Origin of the sequence: Pseudomonas sp. Sample_16 (assembly GCF_004307665.1) — a bacterium.
In the GTDB taxonomy this organism is placed as follows: Bacteria; Pseudomonadota; Gammaproteobacteria; order Pseudomonadales; family Pseudomonadaceae; genus Aquipseudomonas.
Genome location: NZ_RCOB01000209.1, coordinates 1 through 19,215 on the forward strand (window position 1 = coordinate 1; position 19,215 = coordinate 19,215).

Annotated in this window: 15 protein-coding genes; 13 read left to right on the forward strand and 2 right to left on the reverse strand. The window is 59.9% G+C overall.

What is annotated here, in order from left to right:
- The 12 genes from D8U69_RS29655 to D8U69_RS27525 form a co-directional block, all read left to right on the forward strand.
- The coding region (locus D8U69_RS29655; RefSeq protein ID WP_206663076.1) for a hypothetical protein at positions 1 to 214 on the forward strand (214 nt) is incomplete at its 5' end.
- Between the two features lie 64 nt (positions 215 to 278).
- Entirely contained in the window at positions 279 to 2,906 is a 2,628-nt protein-coding gene (gene rnr / locus D8U69_RS27470; protein WP_056852382.1) for a ribonuclease R, read from the forward strand.
- Positions 2,903 to 3,670, forward strand: a complete 768-nt coding sequence (gene rlmB, locus D8U69_RS27475) for a 23S rRNA (guanosine(2251)-2'-O)-methyltransferase RlmB (protein ID WP_056852383.1) — start codon at positions 2,903 to 2,905, stop codon at positions 3,668 to 3,670. The genes rnr and rlmB overlap by 4 nt, the downstream gene beginning before the upstream one ends.
- A 307-nt stretch (positions 3,671 to 3,977) precedes the next feature.
- On the forward strand, positions 3,978 to 4,400 hold the full coding sequence (rpsF, locus tag D8U69_RS27480) for a 30S ribosomal protein S6 (protein WP_003217491.1): 423 nt from the start codon (positions 3,978 to 3,980) through the stop codon (positions 4,398 to 4,400).
- Between the two features lie 28 nt (positions 4,401 to 4,428).
- Positions 4,429 to 4,659 (forward strand): 30S ribosomal protein S18, encoded by a 231-nt coding sequence (rpsR, locus tag D8U69_RS27485; RefSeq protein WP_002551829.1) that lies wholly within the window; start codon positions 4,429 to 4,431, stop codon positions 4,657 to 4,659.
- Between the two features lie 36 nt (positions 4,660 to 4,695).
- Positions 4,696 to 5,589, forward strand: a complete 894-nt coding sequence (locus tag D8U69_RS27490; RefSeq protein ID WP_130903975.1) for a hypothetical protein — start codon at positions 4,696 to 4,698, stop codon at positions 5,587 to 5,589.
- Between the two features lie 19 nt (positions 5,590 to 5,608).
- The gene (gene rplI, locus D8U69_RS27495) at positions 5,609 to 6,055 is read left to right on the forward strand and encodes a 50S ribosomal protein L9 (protein WP_034149636.1); all 447 of its coding nucleotides are present in this window, start codon (positions 5,609 to 5,611) and stop codon (positions 6,053 to 6,055) included.
- 135 nt (positions 6,056 to 6,190) lie between these two features.
- Positions 6,191 to 7,588: a replicative DNA helicase gene (dnaB, locus tag D8U69_RS27500; RefSeq protein ID WP_008058980.1), complete on the forward strand. Its 1,398-nt coding sequence runs from the start codon at positions 6,191 to 6,193 to the stop codon at positions 7,586 to 7,588.
- A gap of 267 nt (positions 7,589 to 7,855) precedes the next feature.
- A complete protein-coding gene (locus tag D8U69_RS27505) occupies positions 7,856 to 10,159 on the forward strand; it encodes a YgiQ family radical SAM protein (protein WP_130908544.1) in 2,304 nt (767 codons plus the stop codon).
- 340 nt (positions 10,160 to 10,499) lie between these two features.
- Entirely contained in the window at positions 10,500 to 13,775 is a 3,276-nt protein-coding gene (locus D8U69_RS27515; protein WP_130908545.1) for a transglutaminase family protein, read from the forward strand.
- An 88-nt stretch (positions 13,776 to 13,863) separates the two neighbouring features.
- Complete coding sequence (locus D8U69_RS27520) at positions 13,864 to 16,350, forward strand: circularly permuted type 2 ATP-grasp protein (protein WP_130903977.1); 2,487 nt, start codon at positions 13,864 to 13,866, stop codon at positions 16,348 to 16,350.
- The gene (locus D8U69_RS27525; protein ID WP_130908546.1) at positions 16,350 to 17,240 is read left to right on the forward strand and encodes a transglutaminase family protein; all 891 of its coding nucleotides are present in this window, start codon (positions 16,350 to 16,352) and stop codon (positions 17,238 to 17,240) included. The genes D8U69_RS27520 and D8U69_RS27525 overlap by 1 nt, the downstream gene beginning before the upstream one ends.
- Positions 17,241 to 17,417: 177 nt before the next feature.
- Here D8U69_RS27525 and D8U69_RS27530 read toward each other — a convergent pair whose 3' ends face one another.
- Together D8U69_RS27530 and D8U69_RS27535 are read right to left on the reverse strand one after the other, a co-directional pair.
- A complete protein-coding gene (locus D8U69_RS27530; RefSeq protein WP_034149642.1) occupies positions 17,418 to 17,597 on the reverse strand; it encodes a hypothetical protein in 180 nt (59 codons plus the stop codon).
- Positions 17,598 to 17,665: 68 nt separating this feature from the next.
- Positions 17,666 to 18,253 carry a TIGR00730 family Rossman fold protein gene (locus D8U69_RS27535; protein WP_130903979.1) on the reverse strand — a complete coding sequence of 196 codons (588 nt, stop codon included), beginning with the start codon at positions 18,251 to 18,253 and terminating at the stop codon, positions 17,666 to 17,668.
- A 344-nt stretch (positions 18,254 to 18,597) separates the two neighbouring features.
- Between D8U69_RS27535 and azu the strand changes: the two genes are divergently transcribed.
- A complete protein-coding gene (gene azu / locus D8U69_RS27540) occupies positions 18,598 to 19,044 on the forward strand; it encodes an azurin (protein WP_056852390.1) in 447 nt (148 codons plus the stop codon).
- The last annotated feature ends 171 nt before the right edge of the window (positions 19,045 to 19,215 follow it).

The following is a 19,215-nucleotide window of genomic DNA, read 5'->3' on the forward strand; positions in this document are numbered from 1 at the left end:
CTTGCGGTCACCAGCACCTGAAGCTGGCGTGTCTACCAATTTCACCATCTGGGCAGTATCGACAACGTTGCCGTCGTCGATGGCGCGCACTATACGGAGCGTCTTTTTAACTGTAAACCCCCGCAATCAAAAAAACCTGGAAAATTTCACCAGCGGTCTTCAAATCAGCTTTACGGTGTCGATACAGGGCTTTAGATGGGTCGTCTTAGCCTGAAATTTCCCGTTTCATTACGCCTATGCCAAACTAACCCGCATATAGACAAGGTGAAAACTCTCTAATGGCCGATTGGCAGTCCCTCGATCCCGAGGCCGCTCGTGAAGCGGAAAAATATGAAAACCCCATCCCTAGCCGCGAACTGATCCTTCAGCATCTTGCTGATCGGGGTTCGCCTGCTAACCGCGAGCAACTGGTCGAAGAGTTTGGTCTGACCACAGAAGACCAGATCGAAGCCCTGCGCCGCCGTCTGCGCGCCATGGAGCGCGATGCTCAACTCATTTACACCCGTCGTGGCACGTATGCACCGGTGGACAAGCTCGATCTGATCCTCGGTCGCATCAGCGGGCACCGTGATGGTTTCGGTTTCCTGGTGCCGGACGACGGCAGTGACGACCTGTTCATGAGCCCGGCGCAAATGCGCCTGGTGTTCGACGGTGACCGAGCCTTGGCTCGTGTTTCCGGCCTGGATCGTCGCGGCCGCCGCGAAGGCATGATCGTCGAAGTGGTGTCCCGCGCTCACGAAACCATCGTTGGTCGCTACTTCGAAGAGGGCGGCATCGGTTTCGTGGTTGCCGACAACCCGAAGATCCAGCAGGAAGTGCTGGTAACGCCGGGGCGTAACGCCAACGCGCAAATCGGTCAGTTCGTCGAAGTGAAGATCACTCACTGGCCGACGCCACGCTTCCAGCCGCAAGGCGACGTGGTCGAAGTCGTGGGCAACTACATGGCGCCGGGCATGGAAATCGATGTCGCCCTGCGTACCTACGACATTCCTCACGTTTGGCCTGATGCTGTGCTTAAAGAAGCCGGCAAGCTCAAGCCGGAAGTCGAAGAGAAGGACAAAGAGAAGCGCATCGACCTGCGCCATCTGCCGTTTGTCACCATCGACGGCGAAGATGCCCGCGACTTTGACGACGCGGTCTATTGCGAAGCCCGTCCGGGCAAGCTGCGCCTGTTCTCTGGCGGCTGGAAGTTGTACGTGGCGATTGCCGACGTATCCAGCTACGTGAAACTCGGTTCGGCGCTGGATGCCGAAGCCCAGGTTCGCGGCAACTCGGTGTACTTCCCCGAGCGCGTGATTCCGATGCTGCCCGAGCAGTTGTCCAACGGCTTGTGCTCGCTCAATCCTCAGGTCGATCGCCTGGCCATGGTTTGCGAGATGACCATCTCCAAATCCGGCGAGATGACCGACTACTGCTTCTACGAAGCGGTGATTCACTCCCACGCTCGCCTGACTTACAACAAAGTGAGCGCGATGCTGGAAACGCCGAAGGCGACCGAAGCGCGCAAGCTTCGCGGCGAATACACCGACGTGGTGCCGCACCTCAAGCAGCTGTACTCGCTGTACAAGGTATTGCTGGCGGCCCGTCACGTACGGGGTGCGATCGATTTCGAAACCCAGGAAACCCGGATCATCTTCGGCTCCGAGCGCAAGATCGCCGAAATCCGTCCGACCGTACGTAACGACGCACACAAGCTGATCGAGGAATGCATGCTGGCGGCCAACGTGGCTACCGCCGAATTCCTGAAAAAGCACGAAATCCCAGCGCTGTACCGTGTTCACGATGGCCCGCCGCCGGAGCGTCTGGAAAAACTGCGCGCGTTCCTTGGCGAACTTGGTCTGTCCCTGCACAAAGGCAAGGATGGCCCGTCGCCGAAGGATTACCAGGCTTTGCTGGCCGGTATCAAGGATCGTCCGGATTTCCACCTGATCCAGACCGTCATGCTGCGTTCTTTGAGCCAGGCGGTGTACAGCGCCGATAACCAGGGCCACTTCGGCCTGAATTACGAGGCTTACACCCACTTCACCTCGCCGATTCGCCGCTATCCGGACCTGCTCACGCACCGGGCGATTCGCAGCGTGATCCATTCGAAACAGGACACCCCGCACGTTCGCCGTGCCGGTGCGATGACTATTCCGAAGGCGCGCATTTATCCGTACGACGAAGCGGCCCTGGAGCAACTCGGCGAGCAGTGCTCGATGAGCGAGCGTCGTGCCGACGAAGCGACCCGCGATGTGGTGAACTGGCTCAAGTGCGAGTTCATGAAAGATCGCGTGGGCGAGTCGTTCCCGGGCGTGATCACCGCGGTGACCGGTTTTGGTCTGTTCGTCGAGCTGACCGATATCTACGTCGAAGGCCTGGTGCACGTCACCGCGCTGCCGGGTGACTACTACCACTTCGATCCAGTGCATCACCGCCTGGCGGGTGAGCGTACCGGTCGCAGCTTCCGTCTAGGCGACACTGTTGAGGTGCGCGTCATGCGCGTTGACCTCGATGAGCGCAAGATCGACTTCGAGATGGCCGAGAAAACCATCAGCGCACCAATCGGTCGCAAGAAGCGTGGCGCCGAAACCGCAGAGCCGGCGAGCAAAACCGCAGCAGAACCGGCACCGGCCAAAACCGGCCGCCGTCCTGCCAAGGAAAAGGCTGTCGAAGCCTACCGTCCGAGCGATGCCGCGGCGAAAAACGCCGAAGTGCGCAAGAGTCGTGAAATGAAACAGGCGTTGCTGGCCGGTGCGAAAAGCGGCGGTAAAGCGCCGTCTGGGGGAAAGACCGGACGGTCGACGCCTGAAAAGGCCGTCGGCGGCAAGCCAGCCAAACCGAGCAAACATCGTAAAGGCCCGCCAAAAGCGGGCTCGGCTCCAGCCAAAAGCGGCGGGGCGCGTAAACCTAAGGCCAAGCCATGAGTCAGTTGGAAAAAATCTACGGCGTGCATGCGGTAGAAGCGTTGCTGCGTCACCACCCGAAACGCGTCAAGCAGATCTGGTTGGCTGAAGGTCGCGGTGATCCGCGGGTACAGACGTTGATCGAGCTGGCCAACGAAAACCGTGTCCAGGTGGGGCAGGCCGAACGCCGTGAAATGGATGCCTGGGTTGAAGGCGTGCACCAGGGCGTCGTTGCGGAGGTAAGTCCAAGCCAGGTCTGGGGCGAGGCGATGCTCGACGAGTTGCTCGATCGCACCGAAGGCGCACCGCTGTTGCTGGTGCTCGACGGAGTGACCGATCCGCACAACCTGGGCGCCTGCCTGCGTTCTGCCGATGCGGCAGGCGCGCTGGCGGTGATCGTGCCGAAGGACAAGTCGGCGACCCTGACGCCGGTGGTACGAAAAGTCGCTTGTGGTGCTGCAGAAGTGATTCCGCTGGTGGCCGTGACCAACCTGGCGCGCACTCTGGAAAAACTTCAGCAGCGCGGCTTGTGGGTTGTCGGTACGGCGGGGGAGGCCGAGGTCAGTATTTATGACCAGGACCTGACCGGCCCGACCATTCTGATCATGGGCGCTGAAGGCAAAGGCATGCGTCGCCTGACTCGCGAGCATTGCGACTATCTGGTGAATCTGCCGATGGCCGGCAGTGTCAGCAGCCTTAACGTTTCGGTGGCAACCGGCGTCTGCCTGTTCGAAGCGCAGCGCCAGCGTGGTGTCAAGGCCAAGGCTGCCGCCAAGAAGTCCTGATCCGCTACTGTGTGTAGGAGCAAAGCTTGCTCGCGATAGGGGGGTGTAGCATTCAGCATCAATGTTGAACGTTACACCGCTATCGCGAGCAAGCTTTGCTCCTACAGTCGTTTGTGGCAAAGCGAAAACAGGTGAGCTGTTCAAATAATCACCAATTACCTTGCGCCTCCTTCGCCCCTTCTCTACAATTGCGCCCCTTGCTGTGATGGCAGGCACCCACGTGTCTAGCGTCCTCAAGTCCATAAGTGTCATTCACTCCTTGTCTGACCGCTTTTGAGCGGCAGGCTACAACCCGTAAGGAGCATTCATGCGTCATTACGAAATCATCTTTTTGGTCCACCCGGATCAAAGCGAGCAAGTCGGCGGCATGGTTGAGCGTTACACCAAGCTGATCGAAGAAGACGGCGGCAAAATCCACCGTCTGGAAGATTGGGGCCGTCGTCAACTGGCCTACGCAATCAACAATGTTCACAAGGCTCACTACGTGATGCTGAACGTTGAGTGCACTGGCAAGGCCCTGGCCGAGCTGGAAGACAACTTCCGCTACAACGATGCAGTGATCCGTAACCTGGTCATCCGTCGCGAAGAAGCCGTTACCGGCCAATCCGAGATGCTCAAGGCTGAAGAAAACCGCAGTGAGCGCCGTGAGCGTCGCGACCGTCCTGAGCACGAAGGCGCTGAAAGCGCTGACAGTGATGACAGCGACAACAGCGATAACGCTGACGAGTAATCCACGGACCTTTTAAGGAGCCTATCAAATGGCACGTTTCTTCCGTCGTCGTAAATTCTGCCGCTTCACCGCTGAAGACGTGAAAGAGATCGATTACAAAGATCTCAACACTCTGAAAGCCTACGTATCCGAGACCGGCAAAATCGTTCCAAGCCGCATCACCGGTACCAAAGCTCGTTATCAGCGTCAGCTGGCCACCGCTATCAAGCGCGCCCGCTTCCTGGCCCTGCTGGCCTACACCGACAGCCACGGCCGCTGAGACCGGGCAGTCGACACGTAGCAAAGGATTGAATGCATGCGCGCCTTAGCTGAGTTCATCATGCGGGGCCGTATGCAGGCCACTCTGGTAGTGGCTGGATGTGCGGCAATGCCGTTGTTGTATTGGTTGGGTGCTGCCGCCGGATGCCTCGTGCTCCTGCGGCGCGGATTGAAGGACGCCCTGGGCGTTCTTGCTCTGGGACTGCTGCCGGCATTGCTCTGGTGGCTTTACTCCGACGACCCAAGGGCACTTCTGGTGCTGCTGGGGTCTGCGAGCCTTGCGTTGGTTTTGCGCGCAAGCGAGTCCTGGAACCGCGTGCTGCTGGTCAGCATAGCGATGGGAGTGGTGTTTTCAGTGGTGTTGGGGACAGCTTTTGCTCCCCAGATCGAGATGCTGGCGCAGGCTTTGATAAAAGTCATGCCGTCGCTACTCGGTGATGTCTACCAGAAGATGTCGGTAGACGAACAAGCGCGTTTCGCGTCCCTGATTGCACCGGTCCTGACCGGCTTGATAGCGGCTTTGTTGCAAATCGTCAGCTTGTTGAGCCTGCTTGTCGGGCGCTATTGGCAGGCGTTGTTGTACAACCCGGGTGGTTTTGGTCGCGAGTTTCGCGCCATCCGCTTCCCGCTGTTGCCGGCGATGTTGCTGCTGGCGTGCATGCTTCTGGGGCCGAATCTCGGTTCGCAGATGGCCATGTTGACGCCGTTGTGCAGCGTACCGCTGGTGTTCGCCGGGCTGGCCCTGATTCATGGGCTGGTGGCGCAAAAGCGACTGGCCAGATTCTGGTTGGTGGGGATGTACGTCACGCTGTTGCTGTTCATGCAGCTGATCTATCCGTTGCTGGTGGTCTTGGCCATCGTCGACAGCCTGATTGATTTTCGCGGTCGTTCGGCACCCAAAGATGCCGATAACGCGAACGGTGAAGGTTAAAAGTTAAGAGGATTTTCACATGCAACTGATCCTTCTGGAAAAAGTCACCAACCTGGGCAACCTGGGTGACAAAGTGAACGTTAAGGCTGGTTACGGTCGTAACTACCTGCTGCCATACGGCAAAGCTACCGCTGCGACCCCAGCCAACCTGGCTGCGTTCGAAGAGCGTCGTGCTGAGCTGGAAAAAGCAGCAGCAGATCGTAAATCGTCGGCTGAAAGCCGCGCTGCCCAACTGGCCGAGCTGGAAGTGACCATCACTGCCACCGCTGGCGACGAAGGCAAGCTGTTCGGTTCGATCGGTACTCACGACATCGCTGATGCACTGACCGCCTCCGGCGTTGAAGTGCAGAAGAGCGAAGTTCGTCTGCCGAACGGCACCATCCGCAACGTAGGCGAATTCGACGTAGCCGTGCACCTGCACGCCGAAGTTGAAGCCACCGTACGCGTTGTCGTGGTAGCAGCTTAAGTAGCACTTGTCGGCTGGCACCCTCGGGTGCTTGCCGGTAACATCGGGCACGATCCTGTTTACAGGTCGTGCCCTTTGTCTTTCTGGTAACTCCTGTTTTTCAATCCCTGCTTTTTTCTGAACAACCAAGTGGCCATGAACGAAATTTCCGCTCCTGAGCAATACGATCTGCAAACCGCCGCGCTGAAGGTGCCGCCACATTCCATCGAAGCCGAACAGGCTGTGCTCGGTGGTCTGATGCTGGACAACAACGCCTGGGAGCGCGTGCTCGATCAAGTCTCCGACGGCGATTTCTACCGACATGACCACCGTCTGATTTTCCGCGCGATCGCCAAGCTGGCCGATCAGAACATGCCGATCGACGTCGTGACCCTGTCCGAACAACTGGACAAGGAAGGTCAGACCTCGCAAGTCGGCGGCCTCGGTTACCTCGGTGAACTGGCAAAAAACACGCCTTCGGTCGCCAACATCAAGGCCTATGCGCAGATCGTTCGCGAGCGGGCGACGTTGCGCCAATTGATCGGCATCAGCACCGAAATCGCCGACAGCGCTTTCAACCCGGAAGGCCGCACTGCCGCGGAAATTCTTGACGAGGCCGAGCGGCAGATTTTCCAGATCGCCGAGGCCCGGCCAAAAACCGGTGGCCCGGTGGGCGTCAACGACCTGTTGACCAAGGCCATCGACCGTATCGACACGCTGTTCAATACCGACAACGCCATCACTGGCCTGTCCACCGGCTACACCGACCTCGATGAGAAGACCAGCGGCCTGCAACCGGCCGACTTGATCATCGTCGCCGGCCGTCCGTCCATGGGTAAAACCACCTTTGCGATGAACCTGGTGGAAAACGCCGTGTTGCGCAGTGAAAAAGCGGTTCTGGTCTACTCGCTGGAGATGCCAGGCGAATCGCTGATCATGCGTATGCTTTCGTCCCTCGGTCGTATCGACCAGACCAAGGTGCGTTCCGGTCAGCTCGAAGACGATGACTGGCCGCGCCTGACCTCGGCGGTCAACCTGCTCAACGACCGCAAGCTGTTCATTGACGATACCGCCGGCATCAGTCCGTCGGAAATGCGTGCCCGGACCCGGCGTCTGGTGCGTGAGCACGGTGAAGTCGGCCTGATCATGATCGACTACCTGCAGCTGATGCAGATTCCGGGTTCCAGCGGCGACAACCGGACCAACGAGATTTCCGAGATCTCCCGATCCCTGAAAGCGCTGGCCAAAGAATTCAACTGCCCAGTGGTGGCGCTGTCGCAGCTCAACCGTTCCCTGGAACAACGGCCGAACAAGCGCCCGGTGAACTCCGACTTGCGTGAATCCGGAGCGATCGAGCAGGACGCCGACGTGATCATGTTCGTGTATCGGGACGAGGTGTATCACCCGGAAACCGAGCACAAAGGCATTGCCGAGATCATCATCGGCAAGCAGCGGAACGGCCCGATCGGCTTTATCCGCCTGGCGTTCATCGGCAAATACACGCGATTCGAGAACCTGGCGCCGGGTAGCTACAACTTCGACGATGACGAATAAGTCGTTATAGAGGTTTTTGTGGCGAGGGAGCTTGCTCCCGCTGGGCTGCGCAGCAGCCCCAATACCTGCGATGGTATTGATTCAGGCACACCGCAATTGCTGGTTTTGCGACTGCTGCGCAGTCGAGCGGGAGCAAGCTCCCTCGCCACATAGGTTGTGTGTGCCAAAGCGCTCACCAATTTCCGACCATAGCCGTCGGAATTGGTCAAAATTTGTGCTATATTCCGCGCCCGCGAAATTCAATGAAAGCCAACACCGGTTATCGACATGCAAGCAGCCAAGCCGTTATTTGACTATCCCAAGTACTGGGCCGAATGTTTCGGGCCAGCGCCATTCCTGCCGATGAGCAGGGAGGAGATGGATCAGCTCGGCTGGGATTCCTGCGACATCATCATCGTCACCGGTGATGCCTACGTCGATCACCCGTCGTTCGGCATGGCGATCATCGGCCGGCTGCTGGAGTCCCAGGGCTTTCGCGTCGGGATCATTGCCCAGCCGAACTGGCAGTCCAAAGACGACTTCATGAAGCTCGGCGAGCCGAACCTGTTCTTCGGTGTCGCGGCCGGCAACATGGACTCGATGATCAACCGCTACACCGCCGACAAGAAAATCCGTTCCGACGACGCCTACACCCCGGGTGGCATGGCGGGCAAGCGTCCGGATCGCGCGAGCCTGGTCTACAGCCAGCGCTGCAAGGAAGCCTACAAGCACGTGCCGATTGTGCTCGGTGGCATCGAAGCGTCCCTGCGCCGCATCGCGCACTACGATTACTGGCAGGACCGGGTACGTAATTCGATCCTGATCGACGCCAGCGCTGACATCCTGCTTTACGGCAACGCCGAGCGTGCGATTGTCGAGGTGGCCCAGCGCCTGTCCTACGGTCACAAGATCGAAGACATCACCGACGTGCGCGGTACCGCGTTCATTCGTCGCGACACGCCCAAAGACTGGTACGAAGTCGATTCCACGCGCATTGACCGTCCGGGCAAGATCGACAAGATCATCAACCCGTATGTGAACACCCAGGACACCCAGGCCTGCGCCATCGAGCAGGAAAAAGGCCCGGTTGAGGATCCGCAGGAAGCCAAGGTCGTGCAAATCCTGGCCAGCCCGAAGATGACTCGCGACAAGACCGTGATTCGCCTGCCGTCGGTGGAGAAAGTCCGCAACGACGCGGTGCTCTACGCCCACGCCAACCGCGTGCTGCACCTGGAAACCAACCCGGGCAACGCCCGTGCGCTGGTGCAGAAGCATGGCGAGCTCGATGTCTGGTTCAACCCGCCACCGATTCCGATGACCACCGAAGAAATGGACTACGTGTTCGGCATGCCTTACGCGCGCGTTCCGCACCCGGCGTACGGCAAGGAGAAAATCCCGGCCTACGACATGATTCGCTTCTCGGTGAACATCATGCGTGGCTGCTTCGGCGGCTGCACCTTCTGCTCGATCACCGAGCACGAAGGCCGGATTATCCAGAACCGTTCCCATGAGTCGATCATTCGCGAAATCGAAGAGATTCGCGACAAGGTCCCGGGCTTTACCGGCGTGATCTCCGACCTCGGTGGCCCGACCGCGAACATGTACCGCATCGCCTGCAAGAGCCCGGAAATCGAATCCGCGTGCCGCAAGCCCTCGTGCGTGTTCCCCGGCATCTGCCCGAACCTGAACACCGACCACTCGGCGTTGATCCAGTTGTACCGCAGCGCCCGTGAGTTGCCGGGTGTGAAGAAGATCCTGATCGCTTCCGGCTTGCGCTATGACCTCGCGGTCGAGTCGCCGGAGTACGTCAAAGAGCTGGTGACCCACCACGTCGGCGGTTACCTGAAGATCGCCCCGGAACACACCGAGGAAGGTCCGCTCAACCAGATGATGAAACCGGGCATCGGCAGCTATGACAAGTTCAAGCGCATGTTCGAGAAGTACTCCAAGGAAGCGGGCAAAGAGCAGTACCTGATTCCGTATTTCATCGCCGCCCACCCGGGCACCACCGATGAAGACATGATGAACCTGGCCCTGTGGCTCAAGGGCAACGGTTTCCGTGCCGACCAGGTGCAGGCGTTCTACCCGTCGCCGATGGCCACTGCCACCGCGATGTACCACTCGGGCAAGAACCCGCTGCGCAAGGTCACCTACAAGTCTGACGCGGTGACCATCGTCAAGAGCGAAGAGCAGCGTCGTCTGCACAAGGCGTTCTTGCGTTATCACGACCCGAAAGGCTGGCCGATGTTGCGTGAAGCGCTGACTCGCATGGGCCGCGCCGACCTCATCGGGCCGGGCAAGAATCAGTTGATCCCACTGCACCAGCCGTCGACCGACAGCTACCAGAGTGCCCGTCGCAAGAACTCGACGCCGGCCGGCAGCCACAAGGTTGCAGGGGAAAAGACCACCAAGATCCTCACCCAGCACACCGGCCTGCCACCGCGCGCCAGCGATGGCGGCAACCCGTGGGACAAGCGTGAACAGGCTAAGGCTGCGGCGTTTGCCCGCAATCAGCAGGCGGCCAAGGAACGCAAGGATGCGGCCAAAGGCAAAGGACCAAAGCCGACCCGCAAGCCGGTCGTGCCGCGCTAAGCCGCGCTTGAGCTGAACAGAACGCCAACCTTCGGGTTGGCGTGATCGTTCCCACGCTCTGCGTGGGAATGCCTCTAGGGACGCTCCGCGTTCCAGCCGCGCCACTGTAACCATTCCAACCCACCTGTGACGCGGAGCGTCACGGGCTGCATTCCCACGCAGGAGCGTGGGAACGATCGTGGGTGTGCCACAAATACGTGCAATCGATTCAACGCATTTTCCCGCCTCGCCCGATTTTGGTGCTGTACTGCCTCAGGCAATCGAAGAAAGCGCCAGCGCTGCTGGATGGCATAAGTCTTGCGCGCTTTCCATAACGCTTAGGGCTCGCAGGAGGCACGCCGTGTCGATACATGTCGCATTGCACCACGTCACGCATTACCGCTACGACCGTGCTGTGGAGCTGGGGCCACAGATCGTTCGCCTGCGTCCGGCAGCCCACAGCCGCACGCGGATTCTGTCCTATGCGCTGAAAATCTCGCCCGAGCAGCATTTCATCAACTGGCAGCAAGACCCTCAGGGCAATTACCTGGCGCGGTTGGTGTTCCCGGAGAAAACCGATGAGCTGCGGATCGAAGTCGATCTGCTCGCCGAAATGGCGGTGTTCAATCCCTTCGACTTCTTTCTTGAGCCCTACGCGGAAAAAATCCCGTTCACTTACGCCGCCGATGAGCGCAAAGAACTGGCGCCGTACCTGGAAACCTTGCCCCTTACGCCAAAGTTCAAGGCGTATGTGGAAAGTATCGATCGCACGCCGCTGCCCAGTGTCGATTTCCTCGTCGCGCTCAACCAGCGCCTGAGTGAAGACATCGACTACCTGATCCGCATGGAGCCGGGCGTGCAAACGCCTGAGTTCACCCTCGAACAAAGCTCCGGTTCGTGCCGCGATTCCGCGTGGCTGCTGGTGCAGTTGCTGCGCAACCTCGGGCTGGCAGCACGTTTCGTTTCCGGTTACCTGATCCAGCTGACCGCCGACGTGAAAAGCCTCGACGGCCCCTCGGGTACTGATGTCGACTTCACCGACTTGCACGCCTGGTGCGAGGTGTACTTGCCCGGCGCTGGCTGGATTGGTCTGGATGCCACCTCCGGGCTGTTTGCCGGCGAAGGACACATACCGTTGGCCTGTAGTCCCGATCCGTCCTCTGCGGCGCCGATCACGGGGCTGGTGGAACCGTGCGAGTGCGCGTTCAGCCACGAGATGTCAGTTGAGCGAATTTGGGAGGCGCCCCGCGTCACCAAGCCTTACACCGACGATCAATGGCTGGCGATTCAGTCTTTGGGCCGGCAAATCGACGCCGACCTGCTGGAAGGCGATGTGCGCTTGACCATGGGCGGTGAGCCGACGTTCGTCTCGATTGATGACCCGGATGGCGCGGAATGGAATACCGCGGCCCTGGGGCCGGAAAAACGGCGTCTGTCCGCCGAGCTGTTCCAGCGCATGCGAAAACGCTACGCGCCGCAGGGACTGGTGCATTTCGGCCAGGGCAAGTGGTACCCCGGCGAACAGCTGCCGCGCTGGTCGCTCAATTGCTACTGGCGCCGTGACGGCGCGCCGATCTGGAACAACAGCGCGCTGATTGCCGACGAGCACGAAGACTACGGTGCGACCGGCGAACTGGCCGGGCGTTTTCTGGCGAGCGTTGCAGAGCGCCTGAAGATTCCCACACGCTTTGTGTTTCCAGCCTACGAAGACAATTTCTATTACCTCTGGCGCGAGGGCACGTTGCCGCAAAACGTCAGCGCCGAAGACTCGCGTCTTGAGGAACCCCTGGAGCGTGCACGACTGCGCAAAGTTTTCAGCCAGGGTCTGGACAAAGTCATCGGCCAGGTCCTGCCGCTGGCACGCACCGCCAAGGGCGATCAGTGGCAGAGCGGTCGCTGGTATTTGCGCGACGAGCATTGCCGGTTGGTGCCGGGAGACTCGCCACTGGGCTATCGCTTGCCGCTGGGTTCGCAGCCGTGGGTGAAAGCGGCGGAGTATCCGTTCATTCATCCGCAAGACCCGAATCAGGCGTTCCCACCGCTACCCGACATGGCACAGTCGCAGAATCAGGGCGCGGCGGCGCTGATTGAGGATCGTGCCCCGAAAATCGACGAATCCGCGGACTGGCTGACCCGCACCGCGTTCTGCGCCGAGGCGCGGGAAGGCCGGTTGTATCTGTTCATGCCGCCACTGGAACGGGTCGAGGATTATCTGGAACTGGTGGCTGCCATTGAAGCCACTGCTGAAGAGCTGCGTTGTCCGGTGCTGCTGGAAGGTTATGAGCCGCCGAGCGATCCGCGATTAAGCAACTTTCGCATCACCCCGGATCCGGGCGTGATCGAGGTCAACGTTCAGCCGTCCGCGACCTGGGATGAGTTGGTCGAGCGCACCGAGTTCCTCTATGAAGAAGCGCGCCAGACCCGACTGACCACCGAAAAATTCCTGATTGATGGACGGCACACCGGAACTGGCGGCGGTAACCATTTCGTACTGGGTGGCGCGACACCGGCTGACTCACCGTTTCTGCGTCGTCCGGATTTGCTGCGCAGCCTGATCAGTTACTGGCATAACCATCCTTCACTGTCCTACCTGTTTTCCGGGTTGTTCATCGGGCCGACGTCCCAGGCGCCGCGCGTCGACGAGGCGCGAAACGATGCCTTGTATGAACTGGAAATTGCCTTTGCGCAGATGCCAAAGCCGGGGGAAGAGTGTGCGCCGTGGTTGGTCGATCGGTTGCTGAGAAACCTGCTGATCGATGTCACTGGCAACACCCACCGCGCCGAGTTCTGCATCGACAAGCTCTACTCGCCGGACGGCGCGACGGGGCGGCTCGGGTTGCTGGAACTGCGCGCCTTTGAAATGCCACCGCATGCGCGTATGAGCCTGGCGCAGCAATTGTTGCTGCGGGCGCTGGTCGCACGGTTCTGGCGTGAGCCCTATGCGCCGCCAAAACTGGCGCGCTGGGGCACGGAGCTGCACGACCGGTTCCTGTTGCCGCACTTTATCGAACAGGATTTCGCCGACGTCATCGTCGACCTCAACGCGGCCGGTTATCCGGTGCGGGCCGAGTGGTTTGCGGCGCATCTGGAGTTTCGTTTTCCCAAGGTCGGCGACTACGCCGTCAGCGGCATCGCGCTGGAGCTGCGCCAGGCACTGGAGCCATGGCATGTATTGGGCGAGGAGGGTGCGGTCGGTGGCACGGTGCGTTATGTGGACTCGTCGCTGGAGCGATTGCAGGTCAAGCTCAGCGGCTTGCCGCCGCAGCGCTATTTGCTGACGTGCAACGGCATCCCGGTGCCTTTGCAGCCGACCGGGCGTGTTGGGGAATTCGTTGCAGGCGTGCGTTTTCGCGCATGGCAACCGGCCAACTGTTTGCAGCCGACCATCCCGGTGCACGCACCGTTGGTATTCGATCTGCTCGATACGTGGATGGGGCGTTCACTGGGCGGTTGCCAGTATCACGTCGCGCACCCGGGCGGGCGCAATTACGAGACGTTGCCGGTGAATGCCAATGAAGCCGAGAGCCGACGCATGGCGCGTTTCTTCCGGATCGGACACACGCCTGGGAAACTTCCTATTCCGATTCTGGAAATTAACGACGAGCTACCGATGACTCTCGATTTACGACGTTTCTAAACCGTACGCGACGCTCGGATTTTTCGTATATCCGGGCGTCATGAGCCTGCGTTAGTCTGACCGTTCATTGCTGTCTGCCGAGCTTTCCATGCCTGACCTGCTAGACCGCTACCCGCTCACGGCGGGCACCTATCACGAACTGCTCGACGGCAGCGGCGCGGTGCGCCCGCATTGGCGTCGATTGTTCGACCAATTGCAGCGCAGCTCTGCAGCGCAACTGGTGCAGCGTCAGGCCCTGCTGACCCGGCAGATTCAGGAAAACGGTGTCACCTACAACGTCTACGCCGACCCCAAGGGCGCCGATCGGCCGTGGGAACTCGACCTGCTACCCCACGTCATTGCCGCTGACGAGTGGGAGCAATTGTCTGCCGGTATTGCCCAGCGTGCGCGATTGCTCAACGCCGTACTGGCTGATCTGTATGGCCCGCAGCGACTGATCGCCGAAGGACTGCTGCCGGCCGAACTGGTATTCGGCCACAACAACTTCCTGTGGCCCTGCCAGGGTATCCATCCGCCTGACGGGGCTTTTTTGCATCTGTATGCGGTGGATCTGGCGCGTACCCCCGATGGCCGTTGGTGGGTCACGGCGGACCGCACTCAAGCGCCGTCGGGTGCCGGTTATGCACTGGAAAACCGCACGATCGTGTCCCGCGCCTTTCCCGAGTTGTACCGCGATCTGAAGGTGCAGCATCTGGCCGGCTTCTTCCGCACGCTTCAGGAAACCCTGGCACGCCAGGCGCCGAGTGATGATGGCGCGCCATTGGTGGTGTTGCTGACACCGGGGCGTTTCAACGAAAGCTATTTCGAACACCTGTACCTGGCCCGGCAGCTCGGTTATCCGCTGGTGGAGGGCGGCGACCTGACAGTACGCGATGCCACGGTCTATCTGAAAACCCTGAGCGGACTGCGTCGGGTCCATGTGGTGATGCGTCGGCTCGACGATGATTTCTGCGACCCACTGGAATTGCGCACTGATTCGGCTCTCGGCGTGCCTGGCTTGCTGGAAGCCGTGCGCCAGGGGCGTGTGCTGGTGGCCAACGCCCTCGGCAGCGGCGTGCTGGAATCACCGGGATTGTTGGGTTTCCTGCCGAAGATCAATCAGTTCCTGTTTGGCGAAGAACTGATTCTGCCGTCCATCGCTACCTGGTGGTGCGGTGAAGCGCCGGTGCTGGCGCAGGCCCTGGAAAAACTGCCGGAACTGCTGATCAAACCGGCGTTTCCTTCGCAGAGCTTTGCCCCGGTATTTGGCCGGGACCTGAGTGAAAGCCAGCGTCAGGAGCTGGCCGAACGCATGCAAGCGCGGCCTTACGCCTATGTCGCGCAAGAACTGGCGCAGTTATCCCAGGCACCGATCTGGCAAGCCGACGGCGGTCAATTGCAACCCCGGGCCATCGGCATGCGTGTGTACGCAGTGGCCAGCCGCGAAGGCTACCGGGTGCTTCCCGGTGGTTTGACCCGCGTGGCCGCAGAAGCTGACGCTGAGGTGGTGTCGATGCAGCGCGGCGGTGCCAGCAAAGACACCTGGGTGCTGGGTGAGCGCCCGCCCAGCGGCGAACAATGGAAGGCCCAGCGCAACATCGGCGTGCACGATCTGGTGCGACGCGATCCCTATCTGCCATCGCGGGTAGTGGAGAACCTGTTCTGGTTCGGCCGTTACTGTGAGCGTTGCGACGACAGCGCCCGCCTGTTGCGGATCATGCTCGCACGTTACGTCGACGGTGATGACCAGCAGGCCCTGCAAGCGGCGGTCGAGCTTGGCGAAAGGCTGATGCTGTTGCCCGATGAAGGTGAACTGTCGGAGCGCTTGCTGGCGGCGATACTCGGTGACGATTGGCCGTTCAGCCTTCGCTCCAACCTGCAACGCTTGCAATGGGCGGCCTCACAAGTGCGGGGCAAACTTTCACGGGAGAACTGGCAGGCCCTGGTGGAACTGCAGCGCGAGGCCATTGAGCTCGAAACCGATTCGCCGGATTTTGGCGAGTTGCTGGATTTTCTCAATCGTCTGGTGATGTCATTGGCGGCACTGTCCGGTTTTGCCCTTGATGACATGACCCGGGACGAAGGCTGGCGCTTCCTGATGATCGGCCGGCGTATCGAGCGTCTGCAATTTCTCAGTGGCAGCCTGGCGGCATTTCTGCGCGGCGCCGGGGCATTCGATCAAGCAGGTCTGGAGTGGCTGTTGGAGCTGGGCAACAGCAGCATTACCTACCGCTCGCGGTATCTGGCGGTGGCGCAATTGATCCCGGTGCTCGACCTGTTGCTGCTCGACGAACAAAACCCGCACGCGGTGCTGTTCCAGTTGAAGCTGGTGACCCGCACTCTCAAACGGCTGAACGATGACTTTGGCGCACCGCGCGAAGCGGGGCTGCCATTGTTGGTCGATCGATTGGCACGTTTTGATCTGGGCTGCCTGGAGAATTCGCTATTTGGCGAGGGCAGCGTACGCGCGGCTCTCGATGGCCTGGCCGATCTGCTGCAAGAGATCGCCGATGCCAGCGGGCAGGTGTCGGATCGTCTGGCCTTGCGCCATTTCGCTCACGTGGATGACATCAGCCAGCGCACGGTGTCTGTCTGATGAGCGCTCACTATCAGATTTTCCACGACACCCATTATCACTACGACAGCCCGGTGTCCCTGGCACAGCAGCTGGCCCATTTGTGGCCAAGGTCATGTGCGTGGCAGCGCTGTACGGATCAGCAATTGCAGATCAGTCCGGAGCCAACCTCACGGCGTGATGAGCTGGACGTGTTCGGCAATCCGCTGACCCGGCTGGCGTTTGAGCGGCCTCATGATGAACTGTTGGTCAATGCCAGCCTGACGATCGAAGTGCTGCCCCGGCCCGCGCCGGATTTCAATGTTTCACCCGCATGGGAGGACACCCGCAGTGCGCTGACCTACAGCAGCCAGCCGCTGTCGTCTGACGTGCTCGAAGCTTGCCGTTACCGTTTCGAATCACCTTATGTGCATTTGAAGCGCAACTTCGTCGAGTTTTCCGCGAGTTGCTTCCCGCCAGGGCGGCCGCTGTTGCTCGGCGTTCAGGCCTTGATGGAGAAGATCTTCAGCGAGTTCACTTTCGACGCCGAGGCGACCCAGGTGGCGACGCCGCTGGTGGAAGTGCTGGAGCGTCGGCGCGGGGTCTGTCAGGACTTCGCGCATTTGATGCTTGCGTGCGTACGCTCCCGGGGCCTGGCCGCTCGTTACGTCAGTGGCTACCTGCTGACCCAGCCGCCACCCGGCCAGCCGCGCTTGATCGGTGCGGATGCATCCCATGCCTGGGTGTCGGTATTTTGTCCGTTGCTCGGCTGGGTGGATTTCGATCCGACCAACAATGTGCAACCGGCGCTGGAGCACATCATGCTGGCATGGGGGCGGGACTTTTCTGATGTATCGCCGTTGCGGGGGGTAATTTTGGGTGGTGGCAATCATGACCCGGAAGTTCGGGTCACCGTGATGCCACTTAATTAACGCCAGCCACTGTAGGAGCGAGCCTGTCGAATCGTCGCACCGTCGCGATGGTCGTCAACGATAACGCGGGAAGCCTGACACTCCTCGGCGCTCTCAGGTTCATCGCGAGCAGGCTCGCTCCTACAACCCTGGACACAGATCCGATGGACCTGATCAGATCGTCCGGCCCTGAGGGTCTCAGGCGTCGGGCGCCTGATCTTTCGGTGCATCAACATCATCTTCTGCTGCCACTTCACCATCAGGGTTCAGTGCAGCTTCTTCAGCTGTTGCTTTCTTGCGCTGAAGCTTTTCCTCTTTCTTCTGCTCCTTGGCCAAGTCACGCTGACGTTTTGCGAAGGAATAATTGGGTTTAGCCATGGGCGATCCTCTGGGGTCGAAGGTGAGGTTGAGCGGCGCGTATTCTGCCCTGTATCGGTGCCGAGTCGTTAGTCGGGTTTTTGCTCGACCCACTTCGGCAGTACGCTCGGCTGCCAGCTATCGAGCGCATCGAGCAGCGTTTGCGGCGATTCGCTCACCTGCAGCATGTCACGGTGTGGCGCTCGAACGAAGCCTTCGCCGACGATGTGATCAAGAAAACCGGTGAGTTTGCTGTAGAAACCGTTCACTTCCAGCAAACCGAGCGGTTTGCCGTGGTAGCCGAGCTGGCCCCAGGTCCAGACTTCGAACAGCTCCTCCAGGGTACCGAGACCGCCGGGCAGGGCGATGAAGGCATCGCTGAGTTCCGCCATTCGCGCCTTGCGTGCATGCATGCCGTCCACTACTTCCAGACGAGTCAGGCCGCTATGGCCGATTTCCTTGTCCTTGAGGCTTTGCGGAATGATGCCGATGACTTCGCCACCGGCGGCCAGCGCGGCGTCGGCCACAATACCCATCAAGCCCACGGCGCCGCCGCCATAGACCAGGGTTAACTTGCGCTCGGCCAGGGCTTGGCCCAAGGCAACAGCCGCTTCTCGATAAGCGGGGTCAGTGCCGGTGCTGGCACCACAAAATACACAGACGGATGCTAAAGACATGCCTTACTCCAGGGTCGATCAGGGCCACAGAGTAAAGGCAGGCGCTGCGCGCTCCAAGGGCTAAACTTCCCGTTCGGGCGTTTCATGGGTGCCGCTGGCACCACAGGCGTAGGCGGCGAGCAGGCTGCACAACAGGCTATTGAGGGACATGACAGACGCTCCGTTGATTGAATGACGGTCTGATCATAGGGCCGGGCCAGACGCTTGGCTGGTAGATTCTTTCGATAGGTTTCATAGCCCGAAAGTTGTATACAATTTTTGATTCAAGTCATATGAACTTGCGAAGTTTTCAGGCAGTCTTCTGTTCACTCGCATTTTCGTTAACCCTGCCTTGGAGATTCACCATGTTTGCCAAACTTGTTGCGGTATCCCTGTTGACACTGGCCAGCAGCCAATTGATGGCTGCCGAGTGCAAAGTCACCGTTGACTCCACTGACCAAATGTCCTTCAACACCAAGGCCATTGAGATCGACAAGAGCTGCAAGACCTTCACCGTCGAACTGACCCATTCCGGCAGCTTGCCGAAAAACGTCATGGGCCATAACTGGGTGCTGAGTAAAGAAGCCGACATGCAGCCGATCGCCACCGACGGCTTGAGCGCCGGCATCGACAAGCAGTACCTGAAGGAAGGCGATACCCGGGTTATCGCCCACACCAAGATCATCGGCGCCAAGGAAACCGATTCGGTGACCTTCGACGTGTCGAAGCTTGATGCCAACGAAAAATACGGTTTCTTCTGCTCGTTCCCGGGCCACATCTCGATGATGAAAGGCACTGTGACCCTGAAGTAAGCAGGTTCACCGCGTGATGATCGTTCCCACGCTCCTCGTGGGAATGCCTCCTGCGACGTTCTGCGTCACGCGTTGGGACACGGAGCGTCCCGGCCTGCATTCCCACGCAGAGCGTAGGAACGATCAGCGCAAAAAAGCCCGCTGAAGCTCAACACTTCAGCGGGCTTTTTC

Excerpts from the sequence above, each read along its gene's own strand:
- rpsR (WP_002551829.1), top strand. The coding sequence starts at position 4,429 with ATGGCACGTTTCTTCCGTCGTCGTAAATTCTGCCGCTTCACCGCTGAA.
- rlmB (WP_056852383.1), top strand. The coding sequence starts at position 2,903 with ATGAGTCAGTTGGAAAAAATCTACGGCGTGCATGCGGTAGAAGCGTTG.
- rpsF (WP_003217491.1), top strand. The coding sequence starts at position 3,978 with ATGCGTCATTACGAAATCATCTTTTTGGTCCACCCGGATCAAAGCGAG.
- D8U69_RS27520 (WP_130903977.1), top strand. The coding sequence starts at position 13,864 with ATGCCTGACCTGCTAGACCGCTACCCGCTCACGGCGGGCACCTATCAC.
- D8U69_RS27535 (WP_130903979.1), bottom strand. The coding sequence starts at position 18,253 with ATGTCTTTAGCATCCGTCTGTGTATTTTGTGGTGCCAGCACCGGCACT.
- dnaB (WP_008058980.1), top strand. The coding sequence starts at position 6,191 with ATGAACGAAATTTCCGCTCCTGAGCAATACGATCTGCAAACCGCCGCG.
- D8U69_RS27530 (WP_034149642.1), bottom strand. The coding sequence starts at position 17,597 with ATGGCTAAACCCAATTATTCCTTCGCAAAACGTCAGCGTGACTTGGCC.
- rplI (WP_034149636.1), top strand. The coding sequence starts at position 5,609 with ATGCAACTGATCCTTCTGGAAAAAGTCACCAACCTGGGCAACCTGGGT.
- rnr (WP_056852382.1), top strand. The coding sequence starts at position 279 with ATGGCCGATTGGCAGTCCCTCGATCCCGAGGCCGCTCGTGAAGCGGAA.
- D8U69_RS27490 (WP_130903975.1), top strand. The coding sequence starts at position 4,696 with ATGCGCGCCTTAGCTGAGTTCATCATGCGGGGCCGTATGCAGGCCACT.
- D8U69_RS27525 (WP_130908546.1), top strand. The coding sequence starts at position 16,350 with ATGAGCGCTCACTATCAGATTTTCCACGACACCCATTATCACTACGAC.
- azu (WP_056852390.1), top strand. The coding sequence starts at position 18,598 with ATGTTTGCCAAACTTGTTGCGGTATCCCTGTTGACACTGGCCAGCAGC.
- D8U69_RS27505 (WP_130908544.1), top strand. The coding sequence starts at position 7,856 with ATGCAAGCAGCCAAGCCGTTATTTGACTATCCCAAGTACTGGGCCGAA.